The organism is Cupriavidus sp. SK-3, assembly GCF_000611145.1.
Classification (GTDB): Bacteria; Pseudomonadota; Gammaproteobacteria; order Burkholderiales; family Burkholderiaceae; genus Cupriavidus.
In genome coordinates this window covers 39985-63357 of sequence record NZ_JFJV02000264.1, presented here as the reverse complement: position 1 = coordinate 63357, position 23373 = coordinate 39985, and the positions used below count along the sequence as shown (strand labels likewise).

The 23373-nt window shown below is 66.7% G+C and carries 20 protein-coding genes, 1 tRNA gene and 2 riboswitches; of the genes, 9 read left to right on the top strand and 12 right to left on the bottom strand.

What is annotated here, in order from left to right; all coding sequences use genetic code 11:
* Positions 1 to 5 precede the first annotated feature (5 nt).
* Positions 6 to 932, top strand: coding sequence for an alpha/beta hydrolase fold domain-containing protein (locus CF70_RS28340; protein ID WP_035873115.1), 927 nt, complete (start codon positions 6 to 8; stop codon positions 930 to 932).
* A 69-nt stretch (positions 933 to 1001) separates the two neighbouring features.
* On the opposite strand, the gene arfB is transcribed toward CF70_RS28340, so the two are convergent.
* The 8 genes from arfB to CF70_RS28300 all read right to left on the bottom strand — a co-directional run bounded on the left by arfB (position 1002) and on the right by CF70_RS28300 (position 7056).
* Positions 1002 to 1406, bottom strand: coding sequence for an alternative ribosome rescue aminoacyl-tRNA hydrolase ArfB (gene arfB / locus CF70_RS28335; RefSeq protein WP_035873114.1), 405 nt, complete (start codon positions 1404 to 1406; stop codon positions 1002 to 1004).
* Positions 1407 to 1595: 189 nt separating this feature from the next.
* On the bottom strand, positions 1596 to 2813 hold the full coding sequence (locus CF70_RS28330; RefSeq protein ID WP_035873111.1) for a hypothetical protein: 1218 nt from the start codon (positions 2811 to 2813) through the stop codon (positions 1596 to 1598).
* Positions 2814 to 2869: 56 nt separating this feature from the next.
* Positions 2870 to 4291, bottom strand: coding sequence for a DUF2252 domain-containing protein (locus CF70_RS28325; RefSeq protein WP_035873109.1), 1422 nt, complete (start codon positions 4289 to 4291; stop codon positions 2870 to 2872).
* 112 nt (positions 4292 to 4403) lie between these two features.
* A complete protein-coding gene (locus CF70_RS28320) occupies positions 4404 to 4628 on the bottom strand; it encodes a glycine zipper domain-containing protein (protein WP_035873107.1) in 225 nt (74 codons plus the stop codon).
* A 9-nt stretch (positions 4629 to 4637) separates the two neighbouring features.
* On the bottom strand, positions 4638 to 5027 hold the full coding sequence (locus CF70_RS28315; protein ID WP_200876824.1) for a hypothetical protein: 390 nt from the start codon (positions 5025 to 5027) through the stop codon (positions 4638 to 4640).
* A 285-nt stretch (positions 5028 to 5312) separates the two neighbouring features.
* Positions 5313 to 5972: a hypothetical protein gene (locus CF70_RS28310; protein WP_152561938.1), complete on the bottom strand. Its 660-nt coding sequence runs from the start codon at positions 5970 to 5972 to the stop codon at positions 5313 to 5315.
* A gap of 322 nt (positions 5973 to 6294) precedes the next feature.
* Positions 6295 to 6612: a hypothetical protein gene (locus CF70_RS28305; RefSeq protein ID WP_081862399.1), complete on the bottom strand. Its 318-nt coding sequence runs from the start codon at positions 6610 to 6612 to the stop codon at positions 6295 to 6297.
* A gap of 368 nt (positions 6613 to 6980) precedes the next feature.
* Positions 6981 to 7056: transfer RNA gene (locus CF70_RS28300), tRNA-Arg, on the bottom strand.
* Between the two features lie 387 nt (positions 7057 to 7443).
* Between CF70_RS28300 and CF70_RS28295 the strand changes: the two genes are divergently transcribed.
* On the top strand, positions 7444 to 8328 hold the full coding sequence (locus tag CF70_RS28295) for a c-type cytochrome (RefSeq protein WP_035873103.1): 885 nt from the start codon (positions 7444 to 7446) through the stop codon (positions 8326 to 8328).
* 118 nt (positions 8329 to 8446) lie between these two features.
* Here the strand turns inward: CF70_RS28295 and hemN are convergent, their stop codons facing one another.
* Positions 8447 to 9880, bottom strand: a complete 1434-nt coding sequence (hemN, locus tag CF70_RS28290; protein ID WP_200876828.1) for an oxygen-independent coproporphyrinogen III oxidase — start codon at positions 9878 to 9880, stop codon at positions 8447 to 8449.
* 395 nt (positions 9881 to 10275) lie between these two features.
* On the opposite strand from hemN, the gene CF70_RS28285 reads away from it, so the two are divergent.
* Positions 10276 to 11427, top strand: a complete 1152-nt coding sequence (locus CF70_RS28285) for an ABC transporter substrate-binding protein (protein WP_035873099.1) — start codon at positions 10276 to 10278, stop codon at positions 11425 to 11427.
* Positions 11428 to 11455: 28 nt separating this feature from the next.
* On the opposite strand, the gene CF70_RS28280 is transcribed toward CF70_RS28285, so the two are convergent.
* Positions 11456 to 12619 (bottom strand): ATP-binding protein, encoded by a 1164-nt coding sequence (locus tag CF70_RS28280; protein WP_051649135.1) that lies wholly within the window; start codon positions 12617 to 12619, stop codon positions 11456 to 11458.
* Complete coding sequence (locus CF70_RS28275; protein ID WP_035873092.1) at positions 12591 to 13322, bottom strand: response regulator; 732 nt, start codon at positions 13320 to 13322, stop codon at positions 12591 to 12593. The genes CF70_RS28280 and CF70_RS28275 overlap by 29 nt, the downstream gene beginning before the upstream one ends.
* Positions 13323 to 13718: 396 nt before the next feature.
* Here CF70_RS28275 and CF70_RS28270 point away from each other — a divergent pair, with 396 nt between their 5' ends.
* Together CF70_RS28270 and CF70_RS28265 are read left to right on the top strand one after the other, a co-directional pair.
* Positions 13719 to 14351 carry a hypothetical protein gene (locus tag CF70_RS28270; RefSeq protein ID WP_035873089.1) on the top strand — a complete coding sequence of 211 codons (633 nt, stop codon included), beginning with the start codon at positions 13719 to 13721 and terminating at the stop codon, positions 14349 to 14351.
* Positions 14341 to 15123 (top strand): protocatechuate 3,4-dioxygenase, encoded by a 783-nt coding sequence (locus CF70_RS28265; protein ID WP_035873087.1) that lies wholly within the window; start codon positions 14341 to 14343, stop codon positions 15121 to 15123. The genes CF70_RS28270 and CF70_RS28265 overlap by 11 nt, the downstream gene beginning before the upstream one ends.
* A 248-nt stretch (positions 15124 to 15371) precedes the next feature.
* On the opposite strand, the gene CF70_RS28260 is transcribed toward CF70_RS28265, so the two are convergent.
* A complete protein-coding gene (locus tag CF70_RS28260; RefSeq protein WP_035873084.1) occupies positions 15372 to 17465 on the bottom strand; it encodes a UvrD-helicase domain-containing protein in 2094 nt (697 codons plus the stop codon).
* Between the two features lie 234 nt (positions 17466 to 17699).
* Positions 17700 to 17787: riboswitch (glycine riboswitch) on the top strand.
* Between the two features lie 21 nt (positions 17788 to 17808).
* Positions 17809 to 17948: riboswitch (glycine riboswitch) on the top strand.
* A gap of 99 nt (positions 17949 to 18047) precedes the next feature.
* Between CF70_RS28260 and gcvT the strand changes: the two genes are divergently transcribed.
* The 4 genes from gcvT (at position 18048) to CF70_RS28240 (ending at position 23343) form a co-directional block, all read left to right on the top strand.
* Positions 18048 to 19175 carry a glycine cleavage system aminomethyltransferase GcvT gene (gene gcvT / locus CF70_RS28255; RefSeq protein WP_035873081.1) on the top strand — a complete coding sequence of 376 codons (1128 nt, stop codon included), beginning with the start codon at positions 18048 to 18050 and terminating at the stop codon, positions 19173 to 19175.
* Positions 19176 to 19285: 110 nt separating this feature from the next.
* Positions 19286 to 19666: a glycine cleavage system protein GcvH gene (gene gcvH / locus CF70_RS28250; protein WP_035873078.1), complete on the top strand. Its 381-nt coding sequence runs from the start codon at positions 19286 to 19288 to the stop codon at positions 19664 to 19666.
* Between the two features lie 101 nt (positions 19667 to 19767).
* Positions 19768 to 22689 (top strand): aminomethyl-transferring glycine dehydrogenase, encoded by a 2922-nt coding sequence (gene gcvP / locus CF70_RS28245; RefSeq protein ID WP_035873330.1) that lies wholly within the window; start codon positions 19768 to 19770, stop codon positions 22687 to 22689.
* Positions 22690 to 22800: 111 nt separating this feature from the next.
* The gene (locus CF70_RS28240) at positions 22801 to 23343 is read left to right on the top strand and encodes a DUF421 domain-containing protein (protein WP_035873074.1); all 543 of its coding nucleotides are present in this window, start codon (positions 22801 to 22803) and stop codon (positions 23341 to 23343) included.
* Positions 23344 to 23373: the final 30 nt, after the last annotated feature.

Genomic DNA, 23373 nt, shown 5'->3' with positions numbered 1-23373 from the left:
GCCCGATGAGCCTGCAGAACCTGTTGCTGTCTTACGGATTGAAAAAACGCCTGAAGCGCGGGGCGCCGCCGGCGCAGATCGACGTGGCCGGCACCCGCCGCGCGATGGCGCAGTTCGGGCGGAGCGCGCGCGTGCCGGCGGGCTGGCGCATCGAACGCTCCGAGGCGGCCGCGTTGCCGGGCGAATGGACGCGCCGCGATGGCGCCGCCGCGCACGCCGATGTCCCCACGCTGTTCTACCTGCACGGCGGCGGCTACTACTTCTGCACGCCGCAGACGCACCGTCCGCTGACGCTGGCACTGGCGCGCGGGACCGGCATGCCGGTGTTCTCGCTGGACTACCGGCTGGCGCCCGAGCATCCCTTCCCCGCCGCGCTGGACGATGCCGTCGATGCCTACTCGGCGCTGCTCGCACTCGGTATTGCGCCACGCAACATCGTGATTGCCGGTGATTCGGCCGGCGGCGGGCTGGCGCTGGCGACGCTGCTCGCGCTACAGGCGCGCGGCATGGCGCTGCCCGCGGGGGCGCTGCTGTTCTCGCCGTGGACGGACCTGGCGGCTACCGGCGAAACCTTGCTCAGCAACGACCGTCATGACGTCATGTTCCACGGCGAGTCGATCGCCCGCGCCGCGCGCCTGTACCTGGGCGACACCGCCGCCACCGAACCGCTGGTCTCGCCCCTTTACGCCGACCCGGCCGCGCTGGCGGCGCTGCCGCCGCTCTATGTGCAGGCCAGCGACAAGGAAGTGCTGCTCGACGATTCACGCCGGCTGGTGGAACGCGCCAGGGCGGCCGGCGGCGCCGCCGAGCTGCACGTCTGGCACGGCGTGCCACATGTCTGGCAGCTCTACCATCCCTTCCTGCCGGAGGCGCGGCGCGCACTGGCGGACGCGGCTGCGTTCGCGAACCGCGTCACGAAGCGCCACCCATAAGGGGGCGGGATATGCGGGCGCAGGGACGGGTACGCGCGGCGAATGCGCGATGTGACGTGGCGTTGGCGTTCAGTCCACGACTTTGCCGCGCTGTGCCTTGACCTGGCTGCGCTGGCTCTTGCCTTCCAGGCGCCGCATCCTGGACCCGTAGGTTGGCCGCGTGGGACGGCGCGTGCGCGGCGGCGTGGCCACGCTGCGCACGAGGTCGTGCAAACGCTGCACGGCTTCCTCGCGGTTCATTTCCAGGCTGCGGTGTTGTTGCGCCTTGATCACCACCACGCCGTCGCGCGTGATGCGGTGATCGTGAAGCTGCAGCAGCCGCGCCTTGTGCCCCTCTTCCAGAGACGATGCGCGAACATCGAAACGCAGGTGAACCGCGTTGGAGACCTTGTTGATGTTCTGCCCGCCGGCGCCTTGCGCGCGGATCGCGGTGATTTCGTATTCGGTGTGGGGGATGAGGATATCGGGCAGCATGCGAGGGATGATATCAAGGACCCGGCACCGTGCGTTGGCTCGCCGGATGTACCAGCAGCAGGCTTGTCATCGCCTCGAGCACGCAGCCGATGCCGGCCGGTTTTTCCAGGCGCCGATTGAGCGGGAATAACAGACCATCGCACGCTACCGCTCCCGGGAGCATGGCAATGCCGGACGGGGAACGGCCGCCTAGAACAACAGGCCGAACATCATCTTGAGCAGCGCTTCCAACGGCATCATGGTCAGCGCCAGCGGCAGGACCGGCAAAAGAGTGGCCACGGCGACCTGCATGATGGATTCTCGCGTAATCGGGGCAATGCGCATCGTCCGCAAAACGTCGAAGCTGTTGCCCAGATCCGCGAGGGACTGGATGTCGCCGCTACCGACAAACGATTCATCGGGAGGGGCTCCTCCGCATAGCCACTTTGCATCGAACTCGCGTACGTAGCGCTCCGCCAGCGTGCCATATTCACGCAGGCCCGTGCGCTTCGCCTCCGCCAACTGAGGCGAAAACACCAGCAACGGGCCAAGCACGAGGCACAGCAGGAAAATGACCATGACCGCGATCTGTATCTTGTACTCAGGCAGCGTGGCCCCGAGATAGAGGATGCGGTTGGCGAGTTGTCCGGCCAGCAGCACGCCGTGCGCCATGGCAAGCAGCGCGAAGGCATGGACCGCCTGGGCGAGAAATCCCAGGCCGCCGACGCGGTCCGGATGCGTGGGAATCAGGATCAACCTGATACGTGACACCTGCCAGAGAAAACGGATCCAGATAAAGAGCCTGAAGTACCAGCGACACAACAGGAACTGGAAGACAGGCAGGCTCACGTAGCCATACCACATGCCGGCAAGCGAGAGTCTCGAGCCTTCGGCGGACGATGTCACGTACCATGTGGCGGCGTCGAGTGCCGTGTAGTGTCGCCAGATGATCAGGATGCCGACGCCATACACGAGGCCGATCAGCAGCAACTCGGCGAGCACGGAATTCCGCAGCCGGAACGCCGACGCGATAGCCGCCTCGAATCGCATCGAGGCGCTTTCGGGAATCAGCTTGCGCTCTATGAACAGCCTCGCCACCGGCCGCATGCGAAGGTGCACCACCAGCTCTGAAGCGATCAACAGCGGCATCACCAGCAGGAAGCGCGCATGCGCTTCGATGTCCAGCAGAAAAGGCAAGGTCACTCGCCCGCCCAACAGCTGCCCCTCAGCCGCTGACAGCACCAGGAGCGGTAGCCAGGCAAACAAGGACAGAACGATGATGCGCTGGTGCACCAGTAGCAGCGCGTCATCGGCCAGGTGCGCCCTACGCAGAAGCTGGAAGAGTGGCCCGCCCAGGACGAGCGAGAAGTCTTGCGTAGTCAGGGGCGAATCCCGGGCGTCGCCGGGCTCCGAGACACGAGCGTTCATTGTTGGCCTCTCCACGCCGAGAGCATCTCCCCGGAAAGCCCCGGCAGCGTTCCTGCCTAGTCCTCGACCATCACCGTGATCCGGCCCTCTCGGATTGCACTGAGGAAAGCCCGATAGTCGCTTCGGTTCTGGGCGGCATACTCGGTCGCAAACTCGCCCACAGCGTCGTCGAAGGATTGCCCGGAGCCCATGTATCCGGCGATCACCGCAGCATCGCCGGAGCGGGCGTGCGCGCGAGCCAGGGCATGCGCGCACATCCGCGCGTATTGCCGCAACAATCCTGTATCCCAGTCCTCGATGACCGCGGACAACTTCATGTCGCGAAGCTGGCGAACATAGAATTCGCGGCCGTTCACGCCTCGGGTCCATCCGAGGAACACATCGCTGGCCGACTGCATGAGACGCTGTCCCACGATGACGCGCTGGCCATGGTTGGCGTGCAGGGACTTGCCCGCATAGGGCTCGAGCACGGAGGCCTTCGCCTCCTTCACTTGCAGGAACAGCGGGTCGTTGTCCGCCGCCATGAACAGTCCCACGGCGCACATCGTGCCAACGCTTCCCACGCCGACGACCTTGAGAGCCAGGTCCACATAGTGGAAGCGGTCGAACAGTGTCCGGACATGCTCGGGCAAGCTCTCCCGATACGAGGCAATGGATTCCTTGTACCCTGACTCGATACCGGGAGCCTGTTCTTCCGTCGGATGGAAAATAAGGGGGGGATCATCCTTGATCCTGGGCTTGACCCCTTGCTCCGAGACGAGCTTCGGGTACAGATGGTCAGGCACCGTCTTGTGCCGCTCCGATTCGAGCCGCTCCTCCAACCGCTTGCGAGCCGCTGCCACGACAGCCGGATCGCCCGTCCGGTCTTCATACTTTTGCAGGTCGATCTTGTTGTACCAGACATCGAGCGCCCGCATCCCGGCGAAATTGTCCATCCGCTCGCGGTACTCGCGCACGAGATCCGTGGCCACGCGTCCCGCGTCGCTGCGGGGAAGCTCCAGATGTTGCGCTGCCACGACCACGCTGGCTGCAAGCCGCTTCAGGTCCCACTCGAAAGGGGCCGGCAGCGTCTCGTCGAGATCGTTGACGTCGAAGATCACGTTGCGCTCGGGCGTCGCGAAGCCGCCGAAGTTCATCAGGTGCGCATCGCCGCACGCCTGTACCCGGATCCCGCTCGTCGGGGTGCCGGCAAGGTCGGCTGCCATCAATACGGCCGCGCCACGATAGAACGCGAATGGCGAAGCCGCCATGCGCCCGAAGCGGATCGGGGTCAGGCTCAGGATGCGGCCCTCATTGGATTCGATCAGGAGTTCAATCGGGTCGCGGCGATCCTTGGGCGCCGTCCAGCCAGCATGCGATGCGCGCGGCACCGTGTCGCGCAGTGCCCGCCCTCTAGCGGCGCGTTCATCAGCCGACAAGTAAGGCGTCCCGGTTTGAGGCGCGGCACTTTCGCTCGTTCCCTTCGTATTCTTGGACATGTGGCATTCCCCATCGTCAGGTTTGCGCCAGCTGCGCCGCGCGTGACAAGCCAGGGCCGGAGGGTGTGGCAAGTCTCCACGCCAGATCTTGCAGCGAAGCGGCGGACGCGCCTTACTGCTGCTTGCCTCCCTTGATGTTGCCCGCGACACCGCCAGCGACAGCGCCTACCGCGGCACCGGTCCAGGCGCTCCCGCCCGCGATGGCAGCAATGCCTGCGCCGGCCAACGCGCCCACGCCCGCGCCGGACATCGTCCCTTGTTGTTGCGGCGTCATGTTCGTGCAGCCGACAACAGAGGCGAAAGCCAGCGTTGCGGCAATCAGTCCGAGTCGTTTCATGCGTGTCACCTACCTGTTTTGCTTTAGTCCGGGAACGATCATTTCGAACCAAATGGTTTCGATGACCGGTCGCTGCAGCCGATCGGGATGCGCGGCGTACCAACGATCAAGCCCGTCGCGTACCGTTTCAAGCGTTTGGCCTTTCAGTCCCTTCGCCATACGAGGAACGACGCTTTGCGTGTCAGATGGTGAATTGCCTGTCTGGGCCTGATATGCGATATCGACCTGGACGACATTGGCGAAGCCAATGAGATAAGCCTTCTTCAACTGCTCCGATGACTCGGTCCACTGCTTGCCGGTGATCAACGGGATTTCATCCCCTAGTGCGGTGCCCGATACGATCGCCAGCGTCGCGCACGCCGCGGCCATCACCGCGCGAAAGTTCAGTAGCATGACCATCCTGTTCTCCTCAGGGATCCGCAATTCAATGGTTTCATTGTAGGCGGCAGACAATACCCGCGGGACGCTCTCAAGTCATCGCATCGCATGCTCCTGGCTGTGCGCTGACCAAGCAAATCGTGCTCCGGAGCCCCAGGTAGGCATTCCAGCTTGCCTTGATCGGGAATCCATTTGATATCGAGATCTATGTGGAAGGTTAGGAGACAGGCCTGGGGCCGGGTTGACCCAGATCAACGGCATGGCAGCGCTGCCCGCCCAGACATGGGCTCCGCCGGAATTGCGGACTTATTGCGTATCCTCGAGTGGCGCAATGTCCGTTGTCTCGACCCGTTGGATCTTGCCGTTCTGACGTACGTCCGTACGCAGGACAAAGTCCTCGCTCGGGCAATACCAGTCAGTAATCTGGCTGATCGTTGACCTGGACGTGCCAACTTCACCCATGAACTCCATCGGTCCGAGCGACGTACGCTTCTCGTAGGAAATTGGAAAACACTCCCTGCGGCCAAAGGCGGTTTCGATCAGTTCGCTGCGTCCGACGCGGCGGGGGCCAATTGAGACCGTCGCCTCTGGCGCATGGAGTTCGGCAAACTCCACGCCTGAATCGCGAGCGTAGATCTTGAGCGAAACGCTGGACCTGATTTCTGCACCCTCAATTAACAAGCCCTCATGGAAATGGATGCCTGCATAGTTGATAACCCCACTCGCCTTGGATTCCGAGGTTCCGTGAGCACGGGCGTAATGCCCTGACGCGTTGATCTCCCCGCGGCTTTCAACCTGGACCGTCGACGGGGCACCAAATGGGGAAACGGCCAACCGGTTTCGCTGGTCCGTAATGATTGGCGGCTCCTGCATTGCAGCAAGCGCTGTCTTCGAGTGAATTTCGATGAACGCGGTACAGCCTGATGCACCGCTCGCCGGTGGATGCTGGATGCTCGTAATGGACATGGGCATCTCACCGTCGGCCTCCATCTGGACTCTTGCCCCGGCGCGAGACCAGATTTTTCCGCGGCAGTTCTCCATGGCTTGCGCAGGGTCAGCTCTGGCCGGGAATAGGACGGCCGGCCCTGCTGGCGAGACACAGGCTGACAGCATGACAGCCTGCGCCGCAATGAAGCCCACGGCTATTGAAACCCGCATCTCGACTCTCCGACCAGTGTTCAGGCGTCGCGCCGTTGCCTGACCGGGGAACGCACCCGCTAACGCTGCAGCGCCCATCTCGCGACGGATGCCGCAGCGAGTGGCCGATGCGCCGCCGCATTAGCGGATTTCACTTGGATTTTGCTCCTTCCGTATAAGGATCCGGCTTGCCGGTACGCGCGCCGTCGGTATACGGGTCAGGTTTCCCTGACTTGCCTCCGCTGGTGTACGGATCCACCTTTGATCCATCCTTGTTCAGTCCTTCCGCGGTCGACTTCTTTGCCCCCTCGGTGTATGGGTCAAACTTGCCAGACTTCGCCCCGTCCGTGTAAGGGTCCGCACTGCGTCCCCCGTCCGTATAAGGATCCGGCTTCTTTTGCCCCTGCGCCATCGCCACGCTTGCCATCATGGAAAGCACTACGAGAGTTAGGTAAGCGCGCTTCATCATTGCACCTCCGCTTTAGCGAATTTTCCTGTCAGCAAGGTACCGCAGGTAGTTCATGGTGGCACTGAGAGGTGGAGAAGCCTTGCGCCAGATCAAGGAACCGCCGCTGACAGGCTGAGCGGGGCTTGAGCGTGTCTCCGCCCGCACTATGCGAAAGCCGTTAAGCGGCCAATCGATGACTCAGGCCCTGTCGAGTTGCAGTGCTGGCAATCAGGTAACGGTGGATCGGGGGTGATGTGCGCCAGGCCGAAGGCTGGCTGATGGTCCGTCGCGGTACCGGCTACAAGCGATCGGGTGAAAATCGTTCCGCCAGCCTATTGGGTATCGCCATGGAAAGGCATTGCCGTGGCAGCAACTGCCAGGTGGAATCTTGGTGCGCCCGGCTGGGATCGAACCAGCAACCCCTGCCTTCGGAGGGCAGTACTCTATCCATTGAGCTACGGGCGCACAGGGTATGACGGGGTACTTCGCTGACAGCGCGCGAGTGCCGCTGCCGGAAAGTCGCATAGGATACCGTGTTTGTCCGCGGACGTCCATGTCCGGCTCAATCAGGGTGGCGTGGCGACGTCTCTTCCAAGCCGCTTTTGCCTCATGCCATAGGCCTTTGAGGCTATAATCGCGAGTTATTTGTGTAAAAACGGGGCTGCGCAACGTCCACATCAGGTCAGTGGACAGCGGTGGCGCACCCTGCTGGCTGGCCCCTTTGGGGACAGTTGACGCCGGATAACAGTCCGATGCACGCAATTGGCCAGGGGGAATTGGCCACCGAGCAAGCGGCCACATAAGCAGCCGATCGCGAGCGGCCACAGGTTTCCTGCAAATTGAGAGTTGAGTATGAGCGACGTCCACAACGCACACGACGAACACGAGTCTCCCATCAAGACCCCCAAGCAGCTGATCGCTGTGGTGATTGCCGCCTTCCTGGTGCCAATCATCGTGATCATCCTGCTGGTCAATTTTGTCGGACACGGCGCCAAGGAAGGCGCGGGCTCCACCGCTACCGTGGAAGCCGTCAATGACCGCATCAAGCCGGTCGCCTCGCTCGAACTGAAGGATCCGAATGCGGCGCGCGTCTTTAAGACGGGCGAACAGGTCTACAAGGAAGTCTGCGCCGCCTGCCACGCCACCGGTGCTGCCGGTGCGCCCAAGTACGGCACCGCCGGCGACTGGGCTCCGCGTATCGGCCAGGGCTTCACCGGCCTGCTGAACTCCGTGCTGCACGGCAAGGGCGCCATGCAAGCCCGCGCCGGCACCACCGCCGACGATTACAGCGACTACGAACTGGGCCGTGCCGTGGTCTACATGGCCGACGCCGGCGGTGCCAAATTCCCGGAGCCCGCAGCGCCCGCTGCCGCCGCTCCGGCTACCGCCGCCGCCTCGGATGCCGCTGCCGCGCCTGCCGCCGCAGCAGCCCCGGCAGCTCCCGCCGGTGCTGCACCGGCTGCCGCACCGGCTGCTGCTGCTGCAGCGCCGGCTTCCGCCGAAGTGGGCAAGAAGGTCTACGACCAGGTCTGCGCCGCCTGCCACGCCGCCGGTGTTGCCGGCGCGCCGAAGCTGGGCGACAAGGCTGCCTGGGCGCCGCGCCTGAAGGAAGGCATGGACGCCGTTCACGCCTTCGCCCTGAAGGGCAAGGGCGTGATGCCGCCGAAGGGCGGCTACGCCGGCCCGGACGCCGACGTGATCGCAGCGGTCGACTACATGGCCAACGCGTCAAAGTAACCGGCCGGAAATCATCCCGGGCCACCCACCACGGCGCAAGCGGTGGAACGGACCCGGAGAACAAAAAGCCCGCGGCACGCCGCGGGCTTTTTGTTTGCCTGTGCCAGGCGTCAGTGGCTCAGACCACGCGCGAGTAGCGCAATGGCGCCGGCAGCGGCGTACCTGTATCAGCGCCCGGGGTTCCCGCTGGTGCCACTGCCGGCACCGCGTCCGCAGCCCGCCGCGCGTCTTCACGCAGGAAGCCGTCGAAGACCATCGCCAGCCGGCGCACCAGCAAGCGGCCCAGCGGGGTCACTTCGATGCGGCCGGGCTCGCATCGCACCAGGCCTTCCCCGGCAAGCCGCGCCAGGTCCGCCATCTCGCCAGCGAAGTGCGCGGCAAAGTCGATGCGATGCCGGGCTTCCACCGCTGCAATATCGAGCACGCCGTTGCACATCAACGCGCCGATGACCTCGCGCCGCAAGTGATCTTCATCGCGCATGGCGAAGCCGCGCATCACCGGCAGCACGCCGCCGTCGAGCACGCGGTAATAGTCGTCCAGCGTGCGCGCATTCTGTACATAGCGGCCCGCCACCGCCCCGATCGACGAGACGCCAAATCCAAGCTGGTCATAGCCGGCGTGGGTGGAATAGCCCTGAAAGTTGCGCTGCAGCCGGCCCTCGCGCTGGGCCACGGCCAGCGCGTCGTCCGGCAGCGCGAAATGATCCATGCCGATGTAGACATAGCCCGCGGCGGTGAGCTGCTCGATGGTGCCGACCAGGATGTCGAGTTTTTCAGCGGGCGCCGGCAGCGCGCGCTCGTCGATGCGCCGCTGGGGCTTGAATACGTGCGGCAGGTGCGCATAGCTATACACGGAGAGCCGGTCCGGGCGCATCGCCAGCACTTGCTCCACGGTGGCGGCGAAGCGCGCCGTGGTCTGGTGCGGCAGGCCGTAGATCAGGTCCATGCTGACCGAGCGGAAGCCGAGCCGGCGCGCGGCGTCGACCACTGCCCGGGTTTCGGCCTGCGATTGCACGCGGTGGATCGCTTGCTGCACCTCGGCGTCGAAATCCTGCACGCCCAGGCTGATGCGGTTGAAGCCGAGTTCGGCCAGCAGCGCCATCTGCGCGTCGCCGATCCGGCGCGGGTCGATCTCGATGGAGTGCTCGCCCTCGGGCAGCAGGTTGAAATGCTGGTGCAAGGCATCCATCACGCGGCGCATCTCCGCCGGGTCGAGGAAGGTCGGCGTACCGCCGCCCCAGTGCGATTGCACCACCTCGCGCCGCGCGCCGAGTTGTTGCGCCACCAGCGCCATCTCGCGCGCCAGGTAATCCACATAGCGGGCGCTGCGGCGATGGTCTTTGGTAATGATCTTGTTGCAGCCGCAGTAGTAGCAGATGTTCTCGCAAAACGGCACATGCACATAGAGCGACAAGGGCGGCTGCCGGCCGGCATCCACGCCGGCGCTGGCCGCGCATTCGGCCAGTGCCTGCCGGTAGTCCTGCTCGCCAAAGCCGCCATGGAAGCGGTCCGCCGTGGGATAGGAGGTGTAGCGCGGGCCGTTGATGTCCATGCGGCCGGCCAGCTCGCGGAAGTCCGACAAGGCATGCCGGTCCGGTGCCGAGGCGGCGCGCCCCGGTTGCTTGCTCTTGCAGGCGGCGCCGCAATTGCCGGAGCAGGTGTTCGGTGGACTGGCAAGGGAAACGGGGACGGATGCGGTGGCGCGGGTGAGCTCAGCCATGGGGCGGCCTTCGTGGTGGACTGGATGGCTCATCGTAGTGGGGGCCGCTCCTGCGCGCGTTGACCGGCATCAAGTCGTGGCCCATGACACCAGGGCCCTTGGCCGGCCACCAGCGGCCAGGCCGTCACAAGCGTGCGCCGCGTCATGCCAGCGTCACCTGGACCGGATAGGCTGCCCCGCGCTTGCCGGCTTTCCATCCACCAGCTCAATCCGTCCCTTCGGCCCCCATGCACGCTTCTCCCCTGATTGCGCAGGCGCATTGCGCGCCACAAATGCCGCGCCGCCGCCTGCTGGCTGCCCTCGGCAGCGCTCTGCTGGCGCCCGCCACGTTGCTGGCGCAGGCACCCCCGCGACGCCCGCTGGTGATTGGCCACCTGGTGGATCGCGGCGGCGCGCAGGCCGATCTCGCGCGCGACTACCTGGCCGGCGCCAAGGTCATGTTCGACGCGGCCAACGCCGGCGCGCGCGATCCGCGCGTGGTGCACGTGGTGCGGGAAGTCGAAACCGATCCGCGCGCTGCCACCGCGCAGGCGCTGTCGCTGGTCGACGGCGAGCGCGCCGAACTCCTGTTCGGTCCCAGCGACGCCTTGTTGCCGGTGCTGGCCGCCTCTCCCGAGCTGGCCCGGCGCGGCGTGCAGATCGTTGCGCCCTTATCGGGGCTGTCGCTCGCGGCCGATCATGTCTGGTACACGCGGGCCGACTACCGCGCCGAACTGGATGCGGCGATTCACCAGTTGCGCAGCTACGGGCTCAAGCAGCTGGCGTTGGCCGTGGCGCCGGATTTCGCTGCAGGAAGCCTGGCCGCCGGCACGCCGTGGCGGCGCCAGCTGGAGCAGGAGCCTGGCCTGCAAGCGCTGACGCTGGAAGCCGGCAAGGGCAGCGACGGCGGCGCGGCGGCGGCGCGCATCGCCGCGGCGCGCCCGGCGGCGGTGATCGTGGCCGGCGACACGCTGGCCTACGGCAATCTCGGCCGTGCGCTGGCCGCGCGGGGGTGGTACGGCTTCCTGGTGGGCTTGTCCGCGGTCAACCCGCTGGCGGCGCGCGAGATTCTCGGCGCCGGCTATAACGGCGGCATCGTGCTGACGCAGATTGCGCCAGGTCCGCAGGACCTGACCCTGCGCGTGGTCAAGGAGCACGTGGGCCGGATGAAGCAGTTCCTGGACGAGCCCGCTTCACCCGCCACGCTGGCTGGCTACATCGGCGCGGCCTGGCTGGTGCGGGCTGCGTTGTCTGCGCCGCGCGCCGCCACGCCGGCCGACCTGCGGCGTGCCCTGCAGGCCCGCGTCGATGTGGGCGATTTCGTGCTGGATTTCACGCATGGCTCGCGCGGCTCGCAATACGTGCAGCTCGCGGCGATGGGCAGCGCAACGGCCCGCTGAATGGTAGCGGCCGCGCACTAGCTGCCGCTCAGGCTCGTGGCAGCACGATCCGCACGCGCAGCCCGCCCTCCGGCCGGTTGGCCAGGCTCAGTTCGCCACCGTGGCGCGAGACGATATCCGCGGCGATCGACAGGCCCATGCCGACCCCGCCGGTGGCGCGGTTGCGCGAGGATTCGAGCCGGTAGAACGGCTCCAGCACGCGCGCCATTTCTTCCGGCGGAATGCCGGGGCCGTCGTCGCAGACGTCGATGACCACGCGCTCGGCGCTGTCGGCCAGCGCGATGCGCGCGCTGCCGCCGTAGCGGTGCGCGTTTTCCACCAGGTTGACCACGGCGCGGCGCAATTCGGCCGGATAGGCCAGCAAAGGCTCAGCGCCGCCGGACAGGCTGACGTCCTGGCCAATCTCCGTGGCGTCGTCCACCACCGCCTGCAACAGGGCATGCACATCCACGCGCTGGCGCGGCGCGGCGGCGCCGTCGCGCTCGCGCAGGTAATACAGCGTGGCATCGATCAGCCCGTTCATCTCGGCGAGGTCCTGGCGCAGGCGATAGCGCACCTGGTTGTCGTCGACCCCTTCGATACGCAGGCTCATGCGCGTGAGCGGCGTGCGCAGGTCGTGGGACACCGCGGCCAGGAAACGCGATTGCTGCGCCAGCTGGGTGCGGATGCGCTGCTGCATATGATTGAAGGCTTTGGCGGCGTCGCGGGCCTCGGCCGGGCCGCTGTCCTCGTCCAGCGGCGGCGCGTGCACGTCCTGGGCCAGCCGGCTGGCGCTGCTGGCAAGGCGCTGGACGGGCCTGGCCAGCAGGCGCGCTCCCACCCACGACGCAGCCACGATGGCCGCAAGCTGGAACAGCAGCCCCAGCCGGGGCGGGCCAAAGCCACGGCTGCCGCGCGGCCGGCGTGGCGGCGGCGGACCGCCTTGGCTGCTGCCCGCGCCCGCTTCGGCGCCGGACGGGGGGACTCCCCCGCGGCCTGGTTCGCCCGGCGGTGGGGGCGGAGGCTCGTCGCCGGGGACGAGAGTGAATCCGCTGTGCCCGGGGTGAGGAAAGATGCTCTCGATGACCGTGACGCCGAGCAGGTGCACGGCCAGCATGATCGCCGCCATCACCAGGAACAGGCGGATGAACATGGAGTCGTGGCGGGCCACCCAGGCCGGGCGCTCAGCCTTCGACGGTGCCGGTAAAGACATAGCCTTCGCCTCGGACGGTACGGATCAGCGCCGGGTCGCGCGGGTCATCGCGCAGCTTCTGGCGCAGGCGCGAGACCAGCAGGTCGATGCTGCGGTCGAAGACATCGAGATCGCGGCCACGCGCCTGGTTGATCAGCAGTTCGCGGTCGAGCACGCGGTTCGGGTATTCGATAAAGGCCAGCAGCAGGCGGAACTCGGCATTGGACAAGGGCACCACGGTGTCCTCGCCGTCCACCAGTTGCCGCAGCGTGGTATTGAGGCGCCAGTGGCCGAAACGCAGCTCATGGCCGCCCACCGCCGGGGGGCGCTTCACGCCGCCGCCCCGGCTGCGGCGCAGTACGGTGTGGATGCGCGCCACCAGTTCGCGCATCTCGAAGGGCTTGGTGACGTAGTCGTCGGCGCCCACTTCCAGGCCGACCACGCGGTCGGCCAGTTCGGTGCGCGCGGTGAGCATGATCACCGGCAAGTCGCCGCGCTCGCGGATTTCGCGGCAAAGCGCCAGGCCGTTTTCGCCGGGCAGGGAGAGGTCGAGTACCACCAGGTCGTAGTCGCGCACGGCCAGCGCGGCGCGCATGGCGGCACCACCCTCCGCGCCATCGGCTTCGATGCCGAAGGTGGCCAGGTACTCGGCCAGCATGGAGCGGATCTGTGGATCGTCGTCGACGATCAGCAAGTGCAAGGGCGTAGCGGGGGAAAGATCCATCGGGTTTCGCAGGAGGCTATTGCGGCGGTTTGCAGCGGAGTTCGCGGCAGGTTTGTGTCTAATCGGGGGGAATCGGGCTCGACCGGGCAGCGCCCGCCGCCAGGGATTCACTCTACCAGCCCGGCGTTGCGCCCTGATAGGCGCGTTGTGGCCGCTTTGTATCACGCGCGATACAAAGCCCGCCGCCCGGCGGCCCGCTTTGTACGGCATTGCTTCGGCGCGCTGACCAAGCGCTCAAGCAAACGGAGGCCTGCCTTTTTAAGATGGCATGTCGCCAACCCGCCGCTTTGCACCCGGCAGGCCCGCACCGGCGGCCCGGCGCCCCGCTATGCTTGAGCCATCCGCATGGTGTCGGCAGCCCGGGCCTCTCCCCGCAAGACTTCCACGGAGATTCCCATGACCCAGCCACAAGCCTTGTTACCCCGCTTGTTACCCTCGATCCGCGCCCTGGTATCGCTTGCCGCGCTGTGCGCGGCGTGCGCGCTGGCCTTGCCCGCCCATGCGCTGCAGACCGGCGCGCCGGCCACGGCCGGGCCTGGCCTGCCAGGCTCGCCCGACTCGCTGCGTGACGCGCTGGCACTCACGCCGGCGCAGACTGCCCTCTGGCAAGCCGCCCGCGCCGCCGCCCGCGAGGCGCATGCGCATGCACTGGAACTGCGGGCGCGCTTTATCCGCGAGGAGGGCCAGTCCGATGCCACCGGCACGGCCAATGCGCCGGAGCCGTCGCTGCGCGCCCGGGCGGAGCGCGAAGACCACCTGCACGACGCGCTCGACAAGGACCGCCGCGCCGTGCGCGACCGCTGGATCGCCTTTGACGAAAGCCTGGATGCCGGCCAGCGCAAACGCCTGCGCGCCATGCCGGAAGCGGGCCGCTGGCCGGGGCCGGGCGGGATGCCTGGCCCCTTCGCCGACGGTGCGATGCCGCCGCATGGGCCCGCGCCCATGCCCTGCGCCTTCGGCGCGGACGGCCCGGGCAACGTACCCGGTGCTGCGGGACCTCACCGACAAGGAGCACACGATGCGCAGTAAGCATGACTCCCCCGGCAGTCGGCGCCGCTTTCTCGGCGGTGTGCTGGGCGGCTCGCTCGGCGCGGGCTTGATCGGGCTGGCGGGCGATGCCGCCGCGCAGTCCGCGCCGACCGCCTGCCTGCTTACGCCGGCACTGACCGAGGGCCCTTTCTATATTGACGAGGCGCTGATGCGCAGCGATATCCGCGATGGCCGGCCCGGCCAGTTGCTTCGACTGCGACTGGTCGTGGTGGATTCCGACCGCGGCTGCGCGCCGGTGGCCGGCGCGCTGGCCAGCATCTGGCACTGCGATGCCGGCGGCAGCTATAGCGGCTATGACCAGGCCGGCATGCCGCCGCCGCCCGGGGCGCGGGGAGGCCGCATACCACCGTCCGCGGGTGGCGCCGGGCCAGGGCGGGAAGAAGGCGGCATGCACGCCGCGCCCACCAGTGCCGCTCGCTTCCTGCGGGGCGTGCAACCTACCGGAGCCGATGGCAGCGCGCAGTTCCTGACGATCTACCCCGGCTGGTACGCGCCGCGCGCGGTGCATATCCATCTGAAAATTCATGTCGGCAAGGAGGAGGTGCTGACCTCCCAGATGTTCTTTGACGAGGCGCTGAACCGCGAAGTGCTTCTCGGCCACCCCGCTTATCGCGCTCGCGGCGCCTCGCCGTACCGGAACAGCCAGGACCCGATTGCCGGCGCGCATCCCGGCCTGGTGCGGGTGCGCCGCCTGCAGGATGCGGCCGGCACGCTGGAGGGCGAGTTCACGATCGGTATCGCGCGAACCTGAGGCAGCCCCCGGTCCTGCCCATCAAAAAAACGCCCCCGGACACTAAAGTACGGAGGCGCGTAACAGGGAAGAAGTCGGGCATCACGGCCCGGCCACCCCGCTCCGAAGGGACGAAGCGGTGCGGCGCCCGGACCAGAACGACAGCCCAGGCACGATCAATGGTAATGAGGCATCAGGCCGGGGTCTTGTCCCGCTTGTAGGGCAATGTATCGGCTGTGTAGGTTCGGGCTTTATACGTCCGGCGCTGGCTACGCCGCGGTCTTGCCGGGCGTGCCCAGCAACGCCTTGAGTCCGGCCAGGCGGTCTTTCGGACTCATGGCCGGGGTCTCGTCCTTGATCTCGGGCGCTTCCTCCAGCTTCATCTCGCCGATAAACCGCGAGGGCTGGCACGAGTAGGTGTCGCGCGCGCGCTTGCGCTTCTTGCACCAGCTGATATGCAGGCTGCGCTGGGCGCGGGTGATGCCCACATACATCAGGCGGCGCTCTTCCTCGATTTTCTCGTCGGTCATGTCCTCGTCTTCGCGGCAGTGCGGCAGGATGCCCTCTTCCACGCCGACCAGGAACACGTGCGGATACTCCAGTCCCTTGGAGGCGTGCAGCGTGGACAGGCGCACGGCGTCGGGATCTTCCTCGCGGCCTTCAAGCATGCTCATCAGCGCCACCGTCTGCGTCAGCTCCAGCAGGTTCTTGCCTTCGTCGCCAAAGCCGTCGGCGGTGTCGAAGCCAGTGGCTTCGCCTTCACCCGTGGCCTCGGGCTTGGTGCCCTTGCGCTTGAGCCAGTCGAGGAATTCCAGCGTGTTGGTCCAGCGCGACTGCGCCTGGCGTTCGTCGAACATGTCGTAGAGGTAGGCTTCGTAGTGGATGCCTTCCATCAGGTCGTCCAGCACTTCGGTAGCGGGATCGCTGGCCGCGCGCCCGGCCAGCCGCACCATCGCCTCGCAGAACACGCGCAGCGGCTCCAGCTGGCGCGGCTGCAGCTTGCCCTCGATGCCGCCCATCATGGCCGCCTCGAACAGCGAGACCTTGGCCTGCCCGGCGAAGGTGCCCAGCACTTCCAGCGTGGTGTTGCCCACGCCACGTTTGGGCGTGGTGATGGCGCGGATGAAGGCGGGATCGTCATCCGGGTTGGCGATCAGGCGCAGGTAGGCGCAAATGTCCTTGATCTCGGCCTTGTCGAAGAAGCTCTGCCCGCCCGACAGCACATAGGGAATGCGCTCGCGGCGCAGGATCTGCTCGAACAGGCGTGCCTGGTGGTTGCCGCGGTACAGGATGGCGTAGTCGCGGAACTGCGCGCGCCGCTCGAACTTGTGCGCCGACAGGCGGAACACCACGGATTCCGCCTCGTGCTCCTCATCGTTCATCGGGTTGATGGCGATGGGGTCGCCCATGCCGTGCTCGCTCCACAACTTCTTGTCGAACAGCTTGGGATTGTTGGAGATGACCGCGTTGGCCGCTTCCAGGATGCGCACTGTGGAGCGGTAGTTCTGCTCCAGCTTGACCACCTTGAGGTCGGGAAAATCGGTCTGCAGCAGCTTCAGGTTGTCCAGCGTGGCGCCGCGCCAGCCATAGATGGCCTGGTCGTCGTCGCCCACCGCCGTAAAGGCCGGGGCGCGCAGGTGCGAGCCGCCGGCGAGTTGCTTGAGCAACTGGTACTGGCAGGCGTTGGTGTCCTGGTATTCGTCCACCAGGAAGTAGCGCAGCCGGTTCTGCCAGCGCATGCGCACCTCTTCGTTGCGCGCGAACAGCTCGGCCGGCAGGCGGATCAGGTCGTCGAAATCCACTGCCTGGTAGGCATGCAGCGTGGCCACGTAGTTGCGGTAGATCAGCGCCGCCTGGTGATCGTCGGGGTTTTCGGCCTGGGCGATGGCCGTCTCGGGATCGACCATGCCGTTCTTCCACAGCGAGATGGTGCTCTGCACGCTGCGGATCAGCTTCTTGTCGGTGCTGGCGAGCTGCTCCTGCACCATGCCGAAGCAATCGTCCGAATCCATGATGGAGAAGCGCGGCTTCAGGCCTACGTGCTCCGCCTCGGCGCGCAGGATCTGCACGCCCAGCGAGTGGAAGGTGCTGACGGTGATCTGCTTGATCGGAATGCGCTTGCCCTCGCGCGTGGTCTTGCCTTCCATCAGCTTGGCGATACGCTCCTGCATCTCCTTGGCGGCCTTGTTGGTAAAGGTCACCGCGGCGATGTGCTTGGGCTGGAAGCCCTTGTCCTCGATCAGGTGGGCGATCTTCTGCGTGATCACCCGGGTCTTGCCCGAACCGGCGCCGGCCAGGACCAGGCAGGGGCCATCGAGGTAGCGAACGGCTTCGGATTGGGCAGGATTAAGTCCGTGGGTCATGCGAGGGCTGGTGGTGAGGCTGGGTGGCGGGATGGCCGGCAAGGGCGGGCGCGAGGCTCCGCGCGGCACATGGGCAGTACATGGGCAGCACATGCGCGGCCACGAGTGAAGCCTGCGGCACAGGAAAAGCCATCGGAGCCGCAGATGTTAACATGCCCGCAGGCCGCCCCGCCCTCCGGGCCAGCCCGGCAATCGCCCGCGTTGACAAGCCCCCGAGGCTGGCTGTAGAGTCGCGCCATCCGACCGGGAGAGCGCGCAGATCTTGCGCCGCCGAAGGGGTATCACCCGAAAACTCTCAGGCACCATGGACTGGTCGGATCGGCTTGCAACATGCACACGATGCACGCCGTACTCTGGAGAGCGGCACCCGCCATTGCTGAATCAATGGTGAGCGTGCCCACCGAAGGGGCGCGCAAGGCCTGGGTCCTGGTTTAGCCGGGGCCGCCTTGTAATCTCTCAGGTATCGAGGACAGAGGGGTCATCCGCCGCAGCGGATTTGGCAGCGCTATTGCGCGCCGAATCCTGCGGCGGATGGCCCTTTTTTCGTTTTCGAACCGAGATTAGCCTTCCCCCGAGGATTCCATGACGCTCCAGGCCACGCCCCTCAACGCTATCCACCGCGCCATCGGCGCCCGCATGGTCGACTTCGGCGGCTGGGACATGCCGGTCAACTACGGCTCCCAGATCGAGGAACACCACGCCGTGCGCACGGACGCCGGCATGTTCGACGTCTCCCACATGTGCGTGGTCGATCTCAATGGCGAGCATGTGCGTGCCTTCCTGCGCGGCCTGCTGGCCAACAATGTGGACAAGCTGCAAACGCCGGGCAAGGCGCTGTACGCCTGCATGCTCGACGAAAAGGGCGGCGTCATCGACGACCTGATCGTCTACTTCTTCGCCGAGGATCACTTCCGCCTGGTGGTGAACGCCGGCACCGCCAACGCCGATATCAAATGGATCGCCGCACGCAACGCGGCCACCAATAGCGGCGTGAGCATCACGCCGCGCCGCCACGACAACGCGCCCGACGGCGTGGCCCCGCTGGCCATCGTCGCTGTGCAGGGCCCGAACGCCCGCGCCAAGGTGTGGAGCGCCTTTCCCTCGACGCAACCCAGCGAAGCCCTGAAGCCGTTCAACGCCGTGGTGGTGCAGGATCCCGCGCTCGGCGAAGTCATGGTGGCGCGCACCGGTTATACCGGCGAAGACGGTTTCGAACTGGTGGTGCCGGCAGAGAACGTGGCCGGCCTGTGGGAAAAGCTGATCGCCGCCGGCGTGCGCCCGGCCGGCCTGGGCGCGCGCGACACGCTGCGCCTGGAAGCCGGCATGAACCTGTACGGCCAGGACATGGATATCCATACCTCGCCGCTCAACGCGGGCCTGGCCTGGACCGTGGACCTGCAAAGCGAACGCGATTTCACCGGCAAGGCGGCGCTGGTCGCCGGCGGCCAGACCCAGCAGTTCGTCGGGCTGATCCTGCGCGAAAAAGGCGGCGTGCTGCGCGCCCACCAGAAGGTGATCACCCCCGCCGGCGACGGCGAGATCACCAGCGGCACCTTCAGCCCCTCGCTGTCCCAATCCATCGCTTTTGCCCGCCTGCCGCGCGACGTTGCCATCGGCGCCGAGGTTCAGGTCGAGATCCGCGACCGCAAACTCGCCGCGACTGTGGTTAAACTGCCGTTTGTGCGTAATGGCAAGGCACTCGTGAGCTGAACGCTCGCACCCGGTCACAGCGCGCCAGCCGGCGGTTACCCATCGATCATCGTGTATCGGAACCTCCGCCCGGCTGGCGCTGAATAACAAATTGAATCTGGAGCAATCCCATGAATTTCCCCGCCGACCTGAAATACACCGAGTCCCATGAATGGGTGCGCGTCGAAGCCGACGGCACGCTGACCATCGGCATCACCGACCACGCGCAGGACGCGCTGGGCGACATCGTCTTCCTGGAACTGCCGGAAGTGGGCAAGTCCGTCGGTGCCGGCGATGCGCTGGCCGTGGTGGAATCGGTCAAGGCCGCGTCCGACATCTACGCCCCGGTGGCCGGCGAAGTGATCGCCGTCAACGATGCCGCCGCCGCCGCGCCCGAGAGCGTCAATGCCGACGCCTTCGACGCCTGGCTGTTCAAGCTCAAGCCGGCCAACAGCGACGACGTGAACGGCCTGATGTCGGCCGACGCCTACAAGGCCAACGTCGGCGCCTGATGCCAGATCGTCATTCCCGCGCCACGGGAATGACGGACAAAGACTGCCGCGACGCGCACCGGGCCGACCACCCGCCGCACCGCTCCCACGAGATTCTTGCCATGAACGCTCCCCTGCCCATGACTGCCGCCCAAGTTGCCCGGCCCACGCTGGCCGAACTGGAGGCGCGCGACGCCTTCGCCTCCCGCCATATCGGCCCCGACGCCGCCGAGCAACAACACATGCTCAAGGTGCTAGGCTATGACAGCCGCGCCGCGCTGATCGACGCCGTCATCCCCGCCGCCATCCGCCGCCGCGACGGCATGCCGCTGGGCGAGTTCACCGAGCCGCTGACCGAGGAAGCGGCGCTGGCCAGGCTGCGCGGGCTGGCGAACAAGAACAAGGTACTCAAGAGCTTTATCGGCCAGGGTTACTACAACACCCTGACGCCGGGCGTGATCCTGCGCAATATCTTCGAGAACCCGGCCTGGTACACCGCCTACACGCCCTACCAGCCCGAGATCTCGCAAGGCCGCCTGGAAGCCATGCTGAACTTCCAGCAGATGGTGACCGACCTGACCGGGCTGGACATCGCCAACGCGTCCATGCTGGACGAAGGCACCGCGGCCGCCGAGGCCATGACGCTGCTGCAGCGCGTCAACAAGCACGCTTCCAATACCTTCTACGTGGCCGACGACGTGCTGCCGCAAACGCTGGAAGTGGTACGCACCCGCGCCCTGCCGCTGGGCATCGAGGTCAAGGTCGGCCCCGCTTCGGAAGCCGCCGGCGCCCATGCCTTCGGCGTGCTGCTGCAGTACCCCGGCGTCAATGGCGAGGTCGCCGACTACCGCGCCATCGCCGATGCCGTGCACGCCGCCGGCGGCCTGGTGGTGGCTGCCGCCGACCTGCTGGCGCTGACCCTGATCGCCGCGCCCGGCGAATGGGGCGCCGACGTGGCGGTGGGCAACTCGCAGCGCTTTGGCGTGCCGCTGGGTTTCGGCGGCCCGCACGCCGGCTATATGGCGGTCAAGGATGCCTTCAAGCGCTCCATGCCCGGCCGCCTGGTTGGCGTGACGATCGACGCGCAAGGCAACAAGGCCTATCGCCTGGCCCTGCAGACGCGCGAGCAGCATATCCGCCGCGAGAAGGCCACCTCGAACATCTGCACGGCGCAGGTCCTGCTGGCCGTGATGGCCTCGATGTACGCCGTGTACCACGGCCCGCAAGGCCTCAAGCGCATCGCGCAGCGCGTGCACCGCCTGACCGCCACGCTGGCCGGCGGCCTGCAGCAGCTCGGCTATGCGCGCACCAACGCCGCCTATTTCGACACGCTGACCCTGGAAACCGGCTTCAACACCGAAGCCCTGCACGCATCGGCAACCGCCCGCGGCATCAACCTGCGCCACGCCGGCGCCGCCCGCATCGGCATCTCGCTGGACGAAACCACCTCGCGTGAAGACGTGGTCACCCTGCTGGAAATCTTCGCCCACGGCAAGCCGGTGCCCGATTTCGACGCGCTGGAAGCCGCCGCGCAGGACGCCTACCCGGCCGGCCTGGCGCGCCAGAGCGCCTACCTGACCCATCCGGTGTTCAACACGCATCACGCCGAGCACGAGATGCTGCGCTACCTGCGCATGCTGGCCGACAAGGACCTGGCGCTGGACCGCACCATGATCCCGCTGGGCTCGTGCACCATGAAGCTCAACGCCACCAGCGAGATGATCCCGGTGACGTGGCCCGAGTTCAGCAAGGTGCACCCGTTCGCGCCGCTGGACCAGACGGTCGGCTACCGCGAGATGATCGACCAGCTTGAAGCCATGCTGTGCGCCGCGACCGGCTACGCCGCGGTGAGCCTGCAGCCCAACGCCGGCTCGCAAGGGGAATACGCCGGCCTGCTGATCATCCACGCCTATCACGCCAGCCGTGGCGAAAGCCATCGCGACATCTGCCTGATCCCCTCCTCCGCCCACGGCACCAACCCGGCCTCAGCGCAGATGGCCGGCATGAAGGTGGTGGTGGTGGCCTGTGACGAGAACGGCAACGTCGACCTGGAAGACCTGGCCAAGAAGGCCGAGCAGCACAGCAAGAACCTCGCCGCCATCATGATCACCTACCCGTCCACGCATGGCGTGTTCGAGCAGGGCGTGCAGCAGATCTGCGACATCGTGCACAAGCACGGCGGCCAGGTCTACGTGGACGGCGCCAATATGAACGCCATGGTCGGCACCGCCGCGCCGGGCCAGTTCGGCGGCGACGTGTCCCACCTGAACCTGCACAAGACCTTCTGCATCCCCCACGGCGGCGGCGGCCCGGGCGTTGGCCCGGTGGCGGTCGGCGCGCACCTGGCGGACTTCCTGCCCAACCAGGACAGCGTGGGCTATCGCCGCGACGACCAGGGCATCGGCGGTGTTTCCGCCGCGCCGTTCGGCTCGGCCAGCATCCTGCCGATCTCGTGGATGTACATCGCCATGATGGGCTCGGCCGGCCTGACCGCCGCCACCGAGAACGCCATCCTGGCCGCCAACTACGTGGCCCGCCGCCTGTCCCCGCACTTCCCCGTGCTCTACACCGGCCAGCACGGCCTGGTGGCGCACGAGTGCATCCTGGACCTGCGCCCGCTGCAGAAGACCACCGGCATCTCCAACGAGGACGTGGCCAAGCGCCTGATGGACTACGGCTTCCACGCCCCGACCATGAGCTTCCCGGTGCCGGGCACGCTGATGATCGAGCCGACCGAAAGCGAGGCCCTGCACGAGCTGGACCGCTTTATCGACGCCATGATCGCCATCCGCGCCGAGATCGGCCGCGTGGAAGACGGCAGCTTCGACCGCGAGGACAACCCGCTGAAGAACGCGCCGCACACCGCCGCCGTGATCACCGCCGATGCGTGGGAGCACAAGTACACGCGCCAGGAAGCCGCCTACCCGGTGGCCGCGCTGCGCACGCAGAAGTACTGGCCGCCGGTCGGCCGTGCCGACAACGTGTACGGCGACCGCAACCTGTTCTGCGCGTGCGTGCCGATGAGCGAGTACGCTGAGGAGTAAGCTGGTGGATGCCGGGGTTGCGGCCGTCGCGGCAACCCCGGCGCTTCGCCAGCGCGCTATGCTCGGTGTGGATGCGCGGCCACCCGGCCGTGCCCGGCAAACGGAGCACGCATGTGGAATCTCAGCGCCCCATGGTGGGAATTCGTCCTGCGCGGACTGATCGTCTACGGCAGCCTGCTGGTGTTACTGCGGCTTTCCGGCAAGCGTCAGATCGGCCAGCTCACGCCGTTTGACCTGGTGCTGCTGCTGGTCCTGTCCAACGCGGTGCAGAACGCCATGAACGCGGGAGACAATTCGGTCACCGCCGGCCTGATCCTGGCCGTGACGCTGATCGCGGCCAATCTCGGGCTGGCCTGGTTGAGCTGGCGCAGCCGGCGCTTCGAGAATGTGGTCGAAGGGCGCCCCGAGATACTGATCCACGAAGGCAAGGTGTTTCCCGACGTGATGAAACGCGCCTTCATCACGCGCGACGACCTGCACAAGGCGCTGCGCCATGCCGGCTGCGAGCGCGTGAGCGATGTGCATTTCGCCATCCTCGAAAACGACGGCACCATCAGCGTGATGGCGAAGAAAGACGCCCCACCCACCCCCCAGGACGCTGCCACCTCGCTGTGGCGCGCCCCCGATAACGACATCGGCAACTCGTCGGTCTGAGACCGGCGCGTAGCCAACCAGGAGCCTTGC

Excerpts from the sequence above, each read along its gene's own strand:
- CF70_RS28320 (WP_035873107.1), bottom strand. The coding sequence starts at position 4,628 with ATGAAACGACTCGGACTGATTGCCGCAACGCTGGCTTTCGCCTCTGTT.
- CF70_RS28315 (WP_200876824.1), bottom strand. The coding sequence starts at position 5,027 with ATGGTCATGCTACTGAACTTTCGCGCGGTGATGGCCGCGGCGTGCGCG.
- CF70_RS28295 (WP_035873103.1), top strand. The coding sequence starts at position 7,444 with ATGAGCGACGTCCACAACGCACACGACGAACACGAGTCTCCCATCAAG.
- CF70_RS28340 (WP_035873115.1), top strand. The coding sequence starts at position 6 with ATGAGCCTGCAGAACCTGTTGCTGTCTTACGGATTGAAAAAACGCCTG.
- arfB (WP_035873114.1), bottom strand. The coding sequence starts at position 1,406 with ATGCTGCCCGATATCCTCATCCCCCACACCGAATACGAAATCACCGCG.
- gcvT (WP_035873081.1), top strand. The coding sequence starts at position 18,048 with ATGACGCTCCAGGCCACGCCCCTCAACGCTATCCACCGCGCCATCGGC.
- CF70_RS28305 (WP_081862399.1), bottom strand. The coding sequence starts at position 6,612 with ATGATGAAGCGCGCTTACCTAACTCTCGTAGTGCTTTCCATGATGGCA.
- CF70_RS28240 (WP_035873074.1), top strand. The coding sequence starts at position 22,801 with ATGTGGAATCTCAGCGCCCCATGGTGGGAATTCGTCCTGCGCGGACTG.
- CF70_RS28310 (WP_152561938.1), bottom strand. The coding sequence starts at position 5,972 with ATGTCCATTACGAGCATCCAGCATCCACCGGCGAGCGGTGCATCAGGC.
- CF70_RS28275 (WP_035873092.1), bottom strand. The coding sequence starts at position 13,322 with ATGGATCTTTCCCCCGCTACGCCCTTGCACTTGCTGATCGTCGACGAC.
- hemN (WP_200876828.1), bottom strand. The coding sequence starts at position 9,880 with ATGGACATCAACGGCCCGCGCTACACCTCCTATCCCACGGCGGACCGC.
- CF70_RS28265 (WP_035873087.1), top strand. The coding sequence starts at position 14,341 with ATGCGCAGTAAGCATGACTCCCCCGGCAGTCGGCGCCGCTTTCTCGGC.
- CF70_RS28330 (WP_035873111.1), bottom strand. The coding sequence starts at position 2,813 with ATGAACGCTCGTGTCTCGGAGCCCGGCGACGCCCGGGATTCGCCCCTG.
- CF70_RS28270 (WP_035873089.1), top strand. The coding sequence starts at position 13,719 with ATGACCCAGCCACAAGCCTTGTTACCCCGCTTGTTACCCTCGATCCGC.
- CF70_RS28280 (WP_051649135.1), bottom strand. The coding sequence starts at position 12,619 with ATGTCTTTACCGGCACCGTCGAAGGCTGAGCGCCCGGCCTGGGTGGCC.
- CF70_RS28285 (WP_035873099.1), top strand. The coding sequence starts at position 10,276 with ATGCACGCTTCTCCCCTGATTGCGCAGGCGCATTGCGCGCCACAAATG.
- CF70_RS28260 (WP_035873084.1), bottom strand. The coding sequence starts at position 17,465 with ATGACCCACGGACTTAATCCTGCCCAATCCGAAGCCGTTCGCTACCTC.
- CF70_RS28325 (WP_035873109.1), bottom strand. The coding sequence starts at position 4,291 with ATGTCCAAGAATACGAAGGGAACGAGCGAAAGTGCCGCGCCTCAAACC.
- gcvP (WP_035873330.1), top strand. The coding sequence starts at position 19,768 with ATGAACGCTCCCCTGCCCATGACTGCCGCCCAAGTTGCCCGGCCCACG.
- gcvH (WP_035873078.1), top strand. The coding sequence starts at position 19,286 with ATGAATTTCCCCGCCGACCTGAAATACACCGAGTCCCATGAATGGGTG.